The sequence below is a fragment of the Flagellimonas nanhaiensis genome (assembly GCF_003382275.1).
GTDB lineage: Bacteria > Bacteroidota > Bacteroidia > Flavobacteriales > Flavobacteriaceae > Flagellimonas > Flagellimonas nanhaiensis.
Genome location: NZ_QTJX01000001.1, coordinates 855586 through 868933 on the forward strand (window position 1 = coordinate 855586; position 13348 = coordinate 868933).

Annotated in this window: 16 protein-coding genes; 3 read left to right on the top strand and 13 right to left on the bottom strand. The window is 40.7% G+C overall.

Going from position 1 to position 13348, the window contains the following annotated elements; translation table 11 throughout:
• Positions 1-2 precede the first annotated feature (2 nt).
• A complete protein-coding gene (locus DX873_RS03960) occupies positions 3-716 on the top strand; it encodes a response regulator transcription factor (RefSeq protein WP_116183211.1) in 714 nt (237 codons plus the stop codon).
• A 66-nt stretch (positions 717-782) separates the two neighbouring features.
• On the opposite strand, the gene DX873_RS03965 is transcribed toward DX873_RS03960, so the two are convergent.
• Genes DX873_RS03965 through DX873_RS04000 form a run of 8 tightly spaced genes read right to left on the bottom strand, consistent with a single transcriptional unit; the run spans position 783 to position 8254 of the window.
• On the bottom strand, positions 783-1292 hold the full coding sequence (locus DX873_RS03965; RefSeq protein WP_116183212.1) for a gluconokinase: 510 nt from the start codon (positions 1290-1292) through the stop codon (positions 783-785).
• Positions 1285-2208, bottom strand: coding sequence for a tRNA (adenosine(37)-N6)-dimethylallyltransferase MiaA (gene miaA / locus DX873_RS03970; RefSeq protein WP_116183213.1), 924 nt, complete (start codon positions 2206-2208; stop codon positions 1285-1287). Before miaA ends, DX873_RS03965 begins: the two co-directional genes overlap by 8 nt.
• Positions 2205-3047: an ion transporter gene (locus DX873_RS03975; RefSeq protein ID WP_116183214.1), complete on the bottom strand. Its 843-nt coding sequence runs from the start codon at positions 3045-3047 to the stop codon at positions 2205-2207. The genes miaA and DX873_RS03975 overlap by 4 nt, the downstream gene beginning before the upstream one ends.
• The gene (locus DX873_RS03980; protein ID WP_116183215.1) at positions 3044-4405 is read right to left on the bottom strand and encodes an exonuclease domain-containing protein; all 1362 of its coding nucleotides are present in this window, start codon (positions 4403-4405) and stop codon (positions 3044-3046) included. The genes DX873_RS03975 and DX873_RS03980 overlap by 4 nt, the downstream gene beginning before the upstream one ends.
• Positions 4406-4421: 16 nt before the next feature.
• Positions 4422-5081 (bottom strand): YggS family pyridoxal phosphate-dependent enzyme, encoded by a 660-nt coding sequence (locus DX873_RS03985; RefSeq protein ID WP_116183216.1) that lies wholly within the window; start codon positions 5079-5081, stop codon positions 4422-4424.
• A gap of 29 nt (positions 5082-5110) precedes the next feature.
• Complete coding sequence (locus DX873_RS03990) at positions 5111-6346, bottom strand: DUF1015 domain-containing protein (RefSeq protein WP_116183217.1); 1236 nt, start codon at positions 6344-6346, stop codon at positions 5111-5113.
• 6 nt (positions 6347-6352) lie between these two features.
• Complete coding sequence (locus DX873_RS03995) at positions 6353-7240, bottom strand: 3-hydroxyacyl-CoA dehydrogenase family protein (protein ID WP_116183218.1); 888 nt, start codon at positions 7238-7240, stop codon at positions 6353-6355.
• A gap of 48 nt (positions 7241-7288) precedes the next feature.
• The gene (locus DX873_RS04000; RefSeq protein ID WP_116183219.1) at positions 7289-8254 is read right to left on the bottom strand and encodes a Gfo/Idh/MocA family protein; all 966 of its coding nucleotides are present in this window, start codon (positions 8252-8254) and stop codon (positions 7289-7291) included.
• A gap of 115 nt (positions 8255-8369) precedes the next feature.
• Between DX873_RS04000 and DX873_RS04005 the strand changes: the two genes are divergently transcribed.
• Positions 8370-9011 (top strand): protein-L-isoaspartate(D-aspartate) O-methyltransferase, encoded by a 642-nt coding sequence (locus tag DX873_RS04005; protein ID WP_116183220.1) that lies wholly within the window; start codon positions 8370-8372, stop codon positions 9009-9011.
• On the opposite strand, the gene smpB is transcribed toward DX873_RS04005, so the two are convergent.
• The gene (gene smpB / locus DX873_RS04010) at positions 9008-9469 is read right to left on the bottom strand and encodes an SsrA-binding protein SmpB (protein ID WP_116183221.1); all 462 of its coding nucleotides are present in this window, start codon (positions 9467-9469) and stop codon (positions 9008-9010) included. The genes DX873_RS04005 and smpB overlap by 4 nt on opposite strands.
• Before the next feature lie 80 nt (positions 9470-9549).
• Between smpB and DX873_RS04015 the strand changes: the two genes are divergently transcribed.
• Positions 9550-10293 carry a DUF6503 family protein gene (locus DX873_RS04015; RefSeq protein WP_116183222.1) on the top strand — a complete coding sequence of 248 codons (744 nt, stop codon included), beginning with the start codon at positions 9550-9552 and terminating at the stop codon, positions 10291-10293.
• Here the strand turns inward: DX873_RS04015 and DX873_RS04020 are convergent.
• The 4 genes from DX873_RS04020 to DX873_RS04035 all read right to left on the bottom strand — a co-directional run bounded on the left by DX873_RS04020 (position 10290) and on the right by DX873_RS04035 (position 13344).
• Positions 10290-10805, bottom strand: coding sequence for a histidine phosphatase family protein (locus DX873_RS04020; RefSeq protein ID WP_116183805.1), 516 nt, complete (start codon positions 10803-10805; stop codon positions 10290-10292). The two genes, DX873_RS04015 and DX873_RS04020, sit on opposite strands and share 4 nt — an antisense overlap.
• A gap of 260 nt (positions 10806-11065) precedes the next feature.
• A complete protein-coding gene (locus tag DX873_RS04025) occupies positions 11066-11662 on the bottom strand; it encodes a TetR/AcrR family transcriptional regulator (RefSeq protein ID WP_116183223.1) in 597 nt (198 codons plus the stop codon).
• Between the two features lie 143 nt (positions 11663-11805).
• Positions 11806-12873, bottom strand: coding sequence for a dipeptidase (locus tag DX873_RS04030; RefSeq protein WP_116183224.1), 1068 nt, complete (start codon positions 12871-12873; stop codon positions 11806-11808).
• A 6-nt stretch (positions 12874-12879) separates the two neighbouring features.
• Positions 12880-13344, bottom strand: coding sequence for a RidA family protein (locus DX873_RS04035; protein WP_417935325.1), 465 nt, complete (start codon positions 13342-13344; stop codon positions 12880-12882).
• Positions 13345-13348: the final 4 nt, after the last annotated feature.

The window sequence follows — 13348 nt, forward strand, 5'->3', positions numbered from 1 at the left end:
GTATGGAAACAGAAAAGAAGAAAATATTACTGGTAGAGGACGATCCAAACTTTGGAATTGTCCTTAAGGATTACCTATCCATGAACGATTTTGATGTGGTTCTTGCCAAAAATGGGATGGAAGGTTTCGAAAAGTTCAAGAAAGACAACTATGATGTCTGCATCTTGGACGTAATGATGCCATATAAGGATGGGTTTACCTTGGCCAAAGAAATCAGGGAGAAAAACGAAAATGTTCCGATTATCTTCCTTACAGCAAAGACTATGAAAGAGGATGTTTTGAAAGGATATAAGGCAGGAGCGGATGATTATTTGAACAAACCTTTTGATTCTGAAGTGCTGTTGATGAAGCTTAAAGCAATACTTCAAAGAAAAGCCTCCAGTACATTGGCGGACAGCAAGCAATTTGAATTTCAAATTGGCAATTTCCACCTGAATTCCAAATTACGTTTCCTAAAATACAAGGATGAGGAGCCCATTAAACTTTCTCCTAAAGAGAACGAGCTTTTACGTTTGTTGGCCCTTCATGAAAATGATTTGATGCCACGTGAGTTGGCCTTGACCAAGATTTGGAGAGACGACAATTATTTCACTTCCAGAAGTATGGACGTGTACATCGCTAAACTAAGGAAATACCTTAAAAGAGATGATGTGGTAGAAATCCTTAATATTCATGGAGAAGGATTCAGGCTGGTTGTTAAAGCAGAAAATGAGTAGATGACCATTAAATATATAAAAGCCACCTAAAAGGTGGCTTTTTTTATGGCTTTAATTCAGCTTGTTTTAATGTGATTTTGGAAGATGAACCTGTTTGACAATCTTCTTCACAATTTCTTCAGGGCTTAGCATTATAGAAACTGTTGTGGCATTGGAAGGTGGCTCCAATGTATCAAATTGGGATTGTAGCAACTCAATAGGCATAAAATGCCCTTCACGACTTTCCAGTCGTGATTTCACTTCATCAAAAGAACCTTCCAAGTAAACAAATTCCATACAGCTTCCTACTCCAGCCTTTAAAATCCCCCGATATGTATTTTTTAAGGCAGAACACGCTATTACACCTCCGGTGTGACGGTTTTCCAACGCAATCTGGTTCAGTTTCAAAAGCCACCCTTTGCGATCGTCATCGGTAAGTGGAATACCTGAATTCATTTTTTTGATGTTTTCCTCTGGGTGGTAGTCGTCCCCATCAAAAAAGGGGTAGTCTAATTTTTCTGCGAGTAGTGTACCAATGGTTGATTTTCCGGTACCACTTACTCCCATTACCACAAGTATTCTTTTACCGTCAGGCATGTTGTATGGTTTTGACGAATTCTACGGTTCTATTTATCATATCTTCAGGGCTGGCATTATGGTCAATCCAAAGGATTTCCGGATTTTTCCGTAACCATGTAAGCTGCCTTTTGGCAAAACGCCTGGTATTCTTTTTGATTTCGGAAACAGCAAAATCCAATGAGCAATGGCCGTCAAGATATTCAAAAAGTTCTTTGTACCCAACGGTTTGTAATGCATTTAAATCCCTATGGGGATACAATTTCCGCACTTCTTCCAAAAGCCCGTTTTCCATCATTACATCTACTCTGGTATTGATACGCTCGTAAATGATTTCCCGTGGAGCCTGCATGCCCACATAGCCATGTTGAAAAGCTCTTTTTTTCTTTTCCTGATTCAGAAATGAGGAATAAGGCTTATTTGCTGTTATGGAAACTTCCAAAGCCCGAATCAGCCTGTGCGGGTTATCTGTATCCACAATTTCATAATAATCGGGGTCCCGTAGTTTCAATTCCTTTTGAATACTTTCCAATCCCTCCACCTCAAGTTGTAGGTTCAGTTTTTCCCGAAGCGATGGGTCTACCTCGGGGAATTCATCCAAACCATGGACCAGAGCATCCACATAAAGTCCACTGCCGCCAACCACGATGGCTATGTTGTTTAGTTTAAAAAGGGAATCCAGTTTTTCTATGGCTTCTTTCTCAAAGTCACCAACTGAATAAGGCTCAAATATGCTCTTATGCTGAATAAAATGATGTGGGGCTTGATTCAATTCTTCTGTGGAGGGAACGGCAGTCCCAATGTTCATTTCCTTAAAAAACTGACGTGAATCAGCGGAAATGATCTCGGCTCCAAAATGATTTGCCAAAAGAATGCCCAAGGATGTTTTTCCAATGGCCGTAGGGCCAACGACCGCAATCAAAACTTTTGTTTTCATAACGGATGGCCACAGTTGTAACAATGGGAGGCATCGTCTCGGTGTCCTTCCGCAGAGCAATTGGTACAGGCCTGGGTGTTCAGATGAACGATGTCGTGCTGATTATTCTTTTCTCTATTTTGTTTTGAAAATTCTACGGTAACTATCCCAGTTGGAACAGCTATGATACCGTAACCCAATATCATGATAATAGTGGCGAAAAACTGCCCTAAATCGGTCTGCGGAGCTATATCCCCATAGCCTACAGTGGTGAGGGTAACAATAGTCCAATAAATACTTCGCGGAATGCTGGTAAAGCCAGCCTCATCGCTTTCAATGAGATACATTAAGGTTCCCAAAATCACGGACAGGATAAGCACCACATAAATGAAAACCGCAATCTTAGTTCTGCTGGCCCTCATGGCTGCCTGCAGTTGTGAGGCTTCTCCAATAAACTTGACCAGCTTCAATATTCTAAAGATTCGCAGTAATCGGAATGCACGGACGGCCAAAAGAACCTGGGACCCAGCTAGAATATAGGATAAGTACAATGGAATGGTGGAAACAAAATCTATGATGCCATAAAAACTTAGGGCGTACTTCCACGGTTTTTTTATACTTACAAGCCGAGCAATATATTCCAACGTAAAGAAAATGGTAACTACCCATTCCAGGGTCAATAAAGTTTGATGGTAGTTCTGATCAACCTCTTCAATACTCTCCAGCATTACCAGAATAACGCTGATGACAATGAGCACAAAAAGCATGATATCGAACACTTTGCCCGAGGGAGTGTCCGCTTCATAAATGATTTCATGAATCTTTTTCTTCCAACCAGTTTGTACCTTATGTTTCTTCAAAGGGTAGGGGTTAACTCCAAAATTTTGATCCTACTCTTTTTTCTCAAATAGGATTCAATGATGTATGTGGTGTTGTCATCACCCTTTAAAGGGGTGATTAAGTTTTCTAATATATGAATATTATTAATTTGATGATTGAGCTCCGCATAACCATATCCCTGAAGTCTGCCATCTTTGATTAGGATAAAGCTTTGTTCCCCTGTTTCTCTTCCACGGTCCAACAGTGCTACATTCTTTCCTCTAAGGCTATATTTATCAAGGACATCAGCTATTTTTTGATTGTAACGTTCAGAATCCTTGATGTCAATACAGTTTTCTGTACATGGACCTTCTTCTCTATCACAAGGTAGTTCTACACCCAATGAATTGGGGCATAGTTCGAATTCTCCGCTGATTTTTCTCAAGAAATTATGGGCGGATGGAAAACCATTGAATCCTAAACTTTGGCCCTTTTGAAATTTACTTTTCACAACCTCGGGAATTATATGGGGCGTTCCGTTACGGGAAAAATTGATGGCATGGGAGAACAATTTTTTCCGGGCGACGGAATTATGCCGCGGTTTCAACCTTTGTAATTCCTCATATTCCTTTAAAATGGCGACCAGCTCACTACCGGTTCGGTCCAGACTTACCTTTTTGGTCTCCTTCTGCAACCTTCTCCCCAAAGAACCTACATTGGTGAAATGCTGATTTACTCTTTTTTTTATGTCCTTGGTCTTGCCCAGAAATATGATTTCCCCTTCTTTGTCGTGCATATAATAGACCCCTGTTTCTGAAGGTAAGGCCGAAACAATATCAAGTTGGGTGGGGGAGAGTTCCCCGTGTTCCTCCTCACGAACAACTTCTTTAAGAATGCTTTTGTCCGTGTCCTTGTTCAACAGTAGTTTAAAAAGCTTAAGGGTAGCTACAGCGTCTCCATTGGCTCGGTGCCTATCGCTCATAGGAATTCCAAGCGATCGAACCAGTTTTCCCAAACTATGAGATTCTGCTTCGGGAAGTAATTTTTGGGAAAGGTCAACTGTGCAAAGTGTTTTTCTTTGAAATTCATATCCCAACCTTCTAAACTCCGTACGAAGAATACGGTAATCAAACTGGGCATTGTGCGCAACGAGTACTGCGTCTTCCGTAATTTCTATGATCCGCTTGGCCACCTCGTGGAACTTTGGGGCAGTCCGAAGCATTTTGTTGTTGATTCCAGTAAGTTTTGATACAAAGGGCTGGATTTCACGCTCAGGATTGACCAAACTTATGAAAGTGTCCACAACCTTGTGCCCATCAAACTTATGCACAGCAATTTCCATAATGCCCTCTTCATTGTATTTTCCTCCGGTACTTTCAATGTCAAGAATGGCGTACATGAAAAATCTTGCTGTTTTACGTATAGTTGCGTGCTCCAAATATACTACTTCCTATGCGTACCATGGTACTTCCTTCCTCAATGGCTATGCCATAATCACCGCTCATGCCCATGGAAAGTATAGAAATATTGGGGAGCTTTTGTTTCAGGTTGTCAAAAACCGTTTTCAGGTATTTAAACTCTTTTCTAACTTGATTTTCATTGTTGGTGAAGGTAGCCATGCCCATTAAACCTACAATTTTAATGTGTTGCATGGCCTTGAATTCTCCCGATGAAATCAAAGCTTCCAGTTCTTCAAAATCAAGCCCAAATTTGGTATCCTCCTCAGCAATGTGCATTTGTAGAAGACATGAAATGACCCTACTATGTTTTAGGGCTTGTTTGTTTATTTCCTGTAAAAGTCGAAGACTGTCCACCCCATGGATCATGGAAACAAATTCAGCCATATACTTGACCTTGTTCCGCTGAACGTGACCGATCATATGCCATTCGATGTCCTTGGGCAGACCTTCCCATTTTTGGACCATTTCCTGTACTTTGTTCTCTCCAAAAACCCGATGCCCGGCTTCGTAAGCTTCCATAATGGCTTCATTGGGCTTGGTTTTGGAAACTGCAACCAGGGTAACATTCTCAGGAAGAGTATTTTTTATATTATTTAGATTGTCTTTAAGGGACATTGCTTTTGTTTTCGGATTAACAAAGGTTTTCAAAACTCATAAATAGTGAGTCCACTACGAAGTTTGGGTTCAATATATGTGCTTTTAGGAGGCATTACCAATCCTGCGTTGGCTATGGCTTTGATTTCATCCATTACAATGGGGACCAAACTGAAGCCCACCGCAAAGTCTCCATTGTCCACACTATCTTTCATTTTAATTAGATTGTGTTTACCGTATCCATAGCTGATTCGTTTGTCATTTCGTAGGTCTTTGATGCCCAAAATAGGTTCCAGAATGGTCTTGTATAGGATTTGGGTGTCCAAACTGCTCAGTGCATCTGTAAAGTGATATTTTGTTTTTCTGAGGTAAAGCGAATAAAACTCACCTTCCAGATACATACTGAAATGATGCTTTTTGGTGGGTTTGTACAACCCGTCCTCTCTCTTTTCTATTCTATAGTGCTCATCAAGCTTAATAAGGAATTCTTCTTTGGAAAGACCATTAAGGTCTTTGACCATACGATTGAACTCATAAATTTTGATTTCCGACTCGGGAATCAGATAAGCCATGAAGAAATTGTAGGCCTCTTCTCCGGAGTGCGAAGAATTCTCTTTTTCCATTTTTTGTGCCAACAGATTGGAAGAGGCACTTCTGTGATGCCCATCCGCAATGTAAAGGGCCTCCATTTGACCAAAAATACCTTCAAGTTCTGCAATGGTATCTGGGTCGGATATTTTCCACAGGGTATGGTTGACCCTGTCGGTAGTGGTAAAATGATACTCGGGTTGTCTCTGTATTTCTTTCTTAAAAAGCTCGCTGGCCCTGTCGTTGTCCGAATAGGTCATTAAAACAGGTTCGGCATTAAAGCCTACGGTATATAAGTAATCCGCAAACAGCTGCTCCCTTCTGCGTATGGTGTCTTCGTGCTTTTTGATGACATCATTGCGATAGTCCTCTACACTACAAGCGCAGAAAAAACCTAGACTTTTAAAATCACCTTTTCCAATTTGATAAAGATAAAAGCAAGGCTCTTCATCTTTTAAAAAGACATGGTCCTCCAAAAATTCGAGGTATCTGTTACGCACCAATCGAAAACGTTCCTTGCCGGTAATACTTTTTTCAAACTTGAACCCAGGATTGATAATGTGCAAAAAAGAAAAAGGGTTGTACTTAAGTACAGATTTAAGTTCTCCTTTGGAATATTCCTCATAGGACCGCGAAGCCACAAATGATACTTTATCATTTGCAGGTCTGATAGCTTTAAATGGTCTTACGAGCGCCATAGGAAATCAATTGAATTGTGCAGCTACTTTTTCTGCTTTTCGGGATTCGGAATAATCATAGAACCCTTCTCCGGATTTTACTCCAAGTTTTCCGGCCATCACCATATTCACCAATAACGGGCAGGGGGCGTACTTTGGGTTTTTGAAGCCATCGTACATTACATTTAAAATGGAAAGGCACACATCCAGACCAATGAAATCTGCCAATTGAAGTGGTCCCATGGGATGAGCCATTCCCAATTTCATCACCGTATCTATTTCTGTTACCCCTGCTACACCGTTGTACAGCGTTTCAATGGCTTCATTGATCATGGGCATTAGAATGCGATTGGCCACAAACCCAGGATAATCATTTACTTCCGTTGGGGTTTTGCCCAATTTTTTGGAAAGCTCCATTATGGTGTGGGTCACTTCAGCAGAAGTGCTATATCCTCTAATGATCTCAACTAATTTCATAATGGGCACAGGGTTCATAAAGTGCATCCCAATAACCTTATCCGGTCTTTGGGTAACTGCTGCTATCTGCGTGATTGAAATGGAAGATGTATTGGTAGCCAAAATGGTATTGGGTTGGCAAATACGATCCAAGTCTTCAAAAATCTTAAGTTTTATGTTCAGGTTTTCGGTAGCGGCCTCCACCACCAAATCCATATTGGAGACCCCTTGGTCAAGATTGGTAAAGGTTGTGATGTTATCTAGGGTAGATTTTTTATCTGCTTCAGAAATGGCATTTTTGGCCAACATGCGATCCAGGTTTTTTGAAATTGTAGCCATTCCCTTGTCAAGAGACGCTTGGGCAATGTCCACAAGATTAACCTTAAATCCACATTGGGCAAATACATGGGCTATTCCATTTCCCATGGTTCCTGCGCCTATTACTGCAATATTTTTCATTCTATGAAATTTTGAGGGTATCAATTTTAACGGATGCTAGATCCGTTTTTATTTTTTAAACGATTTTATAATCTGAAGGGCCACTTTCAACGCCTTGGTTCCCTGTTCTAGGGTGACAACTGGAGTAGTGTCATTGTTTATTGCATCAGCGAAAGTTTCCAGTTCATCTAGAATGGCATTGTTGACCTCAATTTCAGGATTTTCAAAATAGATCTGCTTTTTTTCACCTTCCGCATTTTGAAGAATCATGTCAAAGTCCCCTGGATTTTCCGGCGCATCTTTCATTTTGACAACTTCAACCTTTTTTTCAAGGAAGTCCACGGAGATATAGGCATCACGCTGGAAAAACCTGGACTTTCTCATGTTTTTCAATGAAATCCGACTAGAGGTAAGGTTAGCCACACATCCATTTTCAAACTCAATCCGGGCATTGGCAATGTCAGGCGAGCTACTAATCACCGAAACCCCGCTGGCATTGATTTGTTTGACCTCGGATTTGACCACGCTGAGTATGACATCAATGTCATGAATCATAAGGTCAAGAACAACAGGGACGTCTGTTCCCCTAGGATTGAACTCGGCCAAACGGTGGGTTTCAATGAACATGGGAGTCTCAATTTTGTCCTTCACCGCCAAGAAAGCAGGGTTAAAACGTTCTACATGCCCCACTTGTCCTTTTACATTGTATTTGCTTGCCAATTGAAGCAAATTTTCAGCTTCTTCTATGGTATTGGTCACAGGTTTTTCAATAAAAACATGTTTTTCCTTTTCAATTGATTTTTTGGCGCAATCATAATGGGACAGAGTAGGTGTTACTATGTCGACTACATCCACAGAATCAATAAGTGTATTGATGTTTTCGAAGTAGGTATACCCAAATTCTTTAGCCACTCTTTTGGCATTGATCTCATCGGGATCATAAAACCCCACCAGTTCATATTTTTCGGATTGGTTTAGCAGCCTCAAATGAATTTTGCCCAAATGTCCGGCTCCAAGGACACCAACTTTTAGCATACTTTCAGTTTTTGTCAAAAATAAGGATATGGTACCACTCTTCCATAAAAATAAGAGCTGAACCTCCCGCTAAATTTTCATAGAACTTGTAAATTCGTATACCAGACCAAAGAGAATGAAAGACACATTGAAGCATCAGGGTATGCGAAATAAATTGGCAGACCTTCTGGTGGCCAAGGGGATAAAAGATGTTAACGTATTAGAGGCCGTCAGGGCTGTGCCCAGACATCTTTTTTTGGACAGCAGTTTTGAGGATCACGCTTATCAGGACAAAGCATTTCCCATTGATGCAGACCAGACCATTTCCCAGCCGTATACCGTTGCTTTTCAGACAGAACTACTTCAAGTAAAACCAAACGATGCTATTTTGGAAATTGGTACGGGAAGCGGCTATCAAACAGCAATTTTACTTCACCTGAAAGCAAAAGTGTATACCATTGAGCGTCAGCAGGAGCTTTTTAAGAAGACCAAATTGTTTTTCAATAAAATGAACTATCGCCCTAAAAAGGTCATTTTTGGAGATGGGTATAAGGGACTTCCAGAAAATGCCCCTTTTGATGGTATTATTGTGACGGCAGGAGCTCCAGAAGTACCCAAAGCCTTAATGTCCCAGTTAAAGGTGGGAGGTAGGTTGGTAATTCCTGTTGGAGTAGATGACCAAATTATGACCTTGTATATCCGGAAGTCCGAAAAAGAGTTTGAAAAAAGGGAGTTAGGGCATTTTAGGTTTGTGCCCCTAGTGGAAAACAAGAACTAGTTATTGAAATCCTTTTTGATTCGTGAAAGATTTCGCTTGTTGTCGCGGTCTTTTATGGTCTCACGTTTGTCATAAAGCTTTTTACCCTTCGCAAGACCGATATTTACCTTGGCCAAACCTTTTTCATTGATAAAAAGATTGAGTGGGATTATGGTGAGTCCGGAGGTAGCTACTTCTTTGTGGAGCTTTTTGAGTTCCCTTTTGTTGAGGAGCAATTTGCGTTCTGCCTTGGGTCTATGATTGTAATATCCACCGTGACTGTATTCGTCAATTTGCATGTTGATTACAAAGAGTTCACCCTTATCGTTGAATTCACAAAAGCTTTGGGATAGTGAAGCCTTTCCCAAACGAATGGATTTTATCTCCGTTCCTCCCAATACAATTCCGGCAGTATAGGTGTCCAGAATTTCATAGTCGAAACGGGCTCTTTTGTTCTTTATGTTAATATTTTTCAGCATTGAGGGCAAAAATAATGACTCTTCTCCAAGAAAATTGTAATGTTACGTTACATTTTACGATTATCCATTAAACCAAATTCATGAAAAGATATTTTGTTGGACTTATTATTCTGATGGTACTTGCCTGCAAGGAACAGCCCAAAACAGCAATAACACCTCAGGAAATTGTTGACAAATCCATTAAAGATAGTGGAGGAGAGAAGTACAGGAACCACAATACATCCTTTGTTTTTAGGGATAAGAAATACATTTCTGAAAATGTGGACAAGAAAAAAATCCTGAAGCGAATTACATTTTTGGATACCGTTGTCATCAAAGATGTAATGACCAATTCTTCTTTTGAGCGCTATATGAACGATTCCATTGTTAAGGTTTCCGATTCCATTGCAAACAGATATTCAAATTCGATAAACTCCGTCCATTACTTTGCCAGATTACCGTATGGGCTAAATGATGGCGCAGTGAAGAAGGAATTGTTGGGTGAGGAAACTTTGAAAGGCACTCCATACTACAAAGTAAAGGTGACTTTTAGCCAAGATGGAGGGGGCAAGGATTTTGATGATACGTATGTCTACTGGTTTAACAAAACAACCTTTAAGGTTGATTATTTGGCATATGATTTCCATGTAAATGGAGGAGGGCAGCGATTTAGGGTAGCCTACAATGAAAGATATGTCAACGGTGTTCGCTTTGTGGACTACATCAATTATAAACCCAAGAAAAAAGGGTCATCCATTTTCGATATTGGAAAACTTTTTGAGCGTGGTGATCTGGAAGAATTGTCCAAAATTGAGCTAAAGGACATAAAAGTTGACCAGGGTTAATCCATTTTTAAACGGAAATCCGTTGCCACCCCGTCTATGATGCGAACTATGAAGAGACTGCTGTTGTCAGTATCATCCATAGATTCATACTTTTCAAAGCCTATCATCTTGTTTACAAAATCTGGTGTGGTATTGCTATGGCCAACTACCAATACATTGAACCCTTCATTTGAAGTTTTAAATTCCTCAATATTTACAGCATTGGGGTCGTAGTATTGTACGTGGATATCCTTTTTTACCGAAGTAGGCGCGGCCGTCATGGTGGTACGCTCATAATTGGTGGAATAAATTGCATCTAACATTATAGGGTCAAACACCTCTGCCCATCGTATTGCACGCCCTAATCCATCTTGGTTCAGTTCTGGATCGTGATTTTCAGAATCTGTCCTGTCCTTTTCTGCATGTCTTATAAAGTAGAATGTGGAGACAATAGGTTCTGATTTGGCTTCTTCTTTGCACCCTAGATTAAGAACAACGAGTGCTATTACGGTAAAAAGTCTGATCATTCGCATACTTGATGGTATTGATCCCATTATGTTTTTCGGCTAATTTGGACTAAAAGTAACGTTTAATTTTTATTTTCACATATGCCTAGGGTTTTCAGTTGCTTACTATGTTTCACATTTGTCATCTATGGATGGTCTCAGGAGCGAACCCTGCCATCAGATTTTAGGCAATATAGTCCGACTATTTTAAGAGTCAACTAATAGAATAGGTAATATTATATGCTCAAAAAAACCTGGATCTTCCGGGTAAAGTAAGAATGGAGTAGTTATTTTTTTGTCTCACGTTGTACCAAGTGCTCCAAATAAGCAATGGTATTGATCAAGTATTTGCGGTCCCGCGTCATGGTAGACATAGCAACCGCCCCTTGAATCATCGTATACAATTGTTTGGCGAATTGAAGGGGAGGTACTGGCAATCGAATCTCATCTTTATTCACACCATTTTCCAAGACAAGTGCAATTTTCCCCTCTATTTCCTGGACCGTCTCCTTTACGGCTGCAGTCAACAATTTGTTGTTTCCTTGAGCGTCTACACCGGTATTTAAAATGGGACATCCCCCTAAAGAAAGTGTAAACACATCATATTGTTTATAAAAACCCATGAGGGAAAATAATTTTTCCATCGCATCGCCTTCAATGTTGAGTTTTTCATCAATGATGTCCAACAATTTGGTTCTATTGTATTGAAAAGCCGCAAGAGCAAGGGCTTCCTTATTTTCAAAATTCCCGTAAATGGCTCCTTTGGTAAGACCGGTAGCTTCGGTCATATCGCTCATACTGGTCCCTACGTAGCCAAACTTGTTGAAGAGGGGGGCTACGGTCTCAATGATATATGCAGTGGTTCTTTCTGCTTTTTTGCTCATAGTGGTCCGGTTGGTTTAGGGGTCAACTAATATATAAAAAAACGCATACTGTATGGTATTTTACAAAGTAAAACCCCTTTTTTTAACACCTTTTGGTTAAAGGAATAGTTTTAATGAAAGATAGTTGGTCTTTAGTATTGCACTTATTTCCAGATTCTTTTTAGAAACTTGATAAAATTAAGATGCGTGATATTTTTGATATCCTCTTCTGTATATCCCCGTTGAGACAATAAGTGAGGAACCTTCTGCAAATCGGCGATAGTTTCCAAATCGGTAGGACATTGTTCTTTCCCAAAAGCTCCGTCCAAATCAGTTCCGATGCCTACATGTTCTGAGTTTCCAGCCAATTGGCAGATGTGATCTATGTTGTTGGCCATAATTTCCAGAGTAACACCTTTTTCTTCTGGTGTCGACTTACCCCTTATCCAATTGGGAACCATCATCCAGGCATCCAATGCTGTCCCTATCACGGCTTTACGTTGAATCAATTCATTCAACTGTTCATCCGAAAACTGACGGTTGTGATCTACAAATGTTCTACAATTGTTGTGACTTGCCCAGACAGGACCATTGTACACATCCATGGTTTCCCAAAAACTCGTATCACAAAGATGCGTGGCGTCCAGAATAAGATTGAGCTCTTCAATTTTTTTTAGAAGGGTACGTCCTTTAGTGCCAATCCCTCCTTCAGAATCCGTACCATGCGCATATACCCCCGGACCATAGTGCGCAGGACCGATGGCCCTGAGACCTAATTGATAGGACTTTTCTAAATATTCCATATCAATTATGGAATCTGCCCCCTCTAGACTTAATATATAACCAATAGGTTTGTGCTCTTCTGTTGTAGTTTCCCAGAGCTGCAAATGCCCGATCAATTCTTCTGAATTGGTAATCTGGACCATTTCGCCCATCTTCTCCATGGTCTTGTACCATGCCAATTGTCCCTGCGTTTGGGCCCACGCCTGTTGTTGGGAATTCCAACCCGGCAATGGATTGCTTTTTTCCGTAAACCGTGCAATCTGGGTAGCGACGCAAAGTCCAATGTTACCTTTGCGCATTTCGGGAAGGGAGACCGTATTTTTTCCGCGATCGGGCTTATCCCGCATACCCTTTTCCATTGCTCTGATTTGGGAAACAGGTAGAGTAAGGTCCCTATTCCATTCCATGGCGTTCATGGCAAGGTCCAAATGCGCATCAAAAATAAACATAGAATATTATTGATGGAGTTCAAACATAGCTTCAACCTCAACGGGAATGTTGTTGGGAAGCATCATGCCTACAGCACTTCGGACACCAATGCCGTTTTCTTTCCCAAAAACATCAGCAAATAGTTCGCTAAAACCATTGATTACATAAGGGTGTTTCTCAAAATCAGGGGTACAATTCACCATGCCCAATACTTTCACTACTCTTTTGATTTTGTCCAAACTTCCAAAATGGGTGACAATGGTAGAAAGCATGGTAAGTCCTACCTGCCTTGCGGCCTGTTTGGCCTGATCCGCATTCAGGTCATCCCCCGCACGACCCTTCATCACTGAACCATCGAAATCAACAGGTCCTTGACCGGACACGTAAAGAAAATTGTCCACAACCAAAATCGGCCTGTAAACTCCTACTGGTTTGGGAGCGGGAGGAAAGCGTAGGTTTAACTTTTTTACTTGTTCTGAGGGTTTATCCATACTC

Bases quoted from the DNA above. Each gene is read 5' to 3' on its own strand.
- miaA (WP_116183213.1), bottom strand. From the start codon at position 2,208: ATGAAAACAAAAGTTTTGATTGCGGTCGTTGGCCCTACGGCCATTGGA.
- DX873_RS04035 (WP_417935325.1), bottom strand. From the start codon at position 13,344: ATGGATAAACCCTCAGAACAAGTAAAAAAGTTAAACCTACGCTTTCCT.
- DX873_RS03960 (WP_116183211.1), top strand. From the start codon at position 3: ATGGAAACAGAAAAGAAGAAAATATTACTGGTAGAGGACGATCCAAAC.
- smpB (WP_116183221.1), bottom strand. From the start codon at position 9,469: ATGCTGAAAAATATTAACATAAAGAACAAAAGAGCCCGTTTCGACTAT.
- DX873_RS04015 (WP_116183222.1), top strand. From the start codon at position 9,550: ATGAAAAGATATTTTGTTGGACTTATTATTCTGATGGTACTTGCCTGC.
- DX873_RS04005 (WP_116183220.1), top strand. From the start codon at position 8,370: ATGAAAGACACATTGAAGCATCAGGGTATGCGAAATAAATTGGCAGAC.
- DX873_RS04000 (WP_116183219.1), bottom strand. From the start codon at position 8,254: ATGCTAAAAGTTGGTGTCCTTGGAGCCGGACATTTGGGCAAAATTCAT.
- DX873_RS04020 (WP_116183805.1), bottom strand. From the start codon at position 10,805: ATGCGAATGATCAGACTTTTTACCGTAATAGCACTCGTTGTTCTTAAT.
- DX873_RS03985 (WP_116183216.1), bottom strand. From the start codon at position 5,081: ATGTCCCTTAAAGACAATCTAAATAATATAAAAAATACTCTTCCTGAG.
- DX873_RS04030 (WP_116183224.1), bottom strand. From the start codon at position 12,873: ATGTTTATTTTTGATGCGCATTTGGACCTTGCCATGAACGCCATGGAA.
- DX873_RS03990 (WP_116183217.1), bottom strand. From the start codon at position 6,346: ATGGCGCTCGTAAGACCATTTAAAGCTATCAGACCTGCAAATGATAAA.
- DX873_RS04025 (WP_116183223.1), bottom strand. From the start codon at position 11,662: ATGAGCAAAAAAGCAGAAAGAACCACTGCATATATCATTGAGACCGTA.
- DX873_RS03980 (WP_116183215.1), bottom strand. From the start codon at position 4,405: ATGTACGCCATTCTTGACATTGAAAGTACCGGAGGAAAATACAATGAA.
- DX873_RS03995 (WP_116183218.1), bottom strand. From the start codon at position 7,240: ATGAAAAATATTGCAGTAATAGGCGCAGGAACCATGGGAAATGGAATA.
- DX873_RS03965 (WP_116183212.1), bottom strand. From the start codon at position 1,292: ATGCCTGACGGTAAAAGAATACTTGTGGTAATGGGAGTAAGTGGTACC.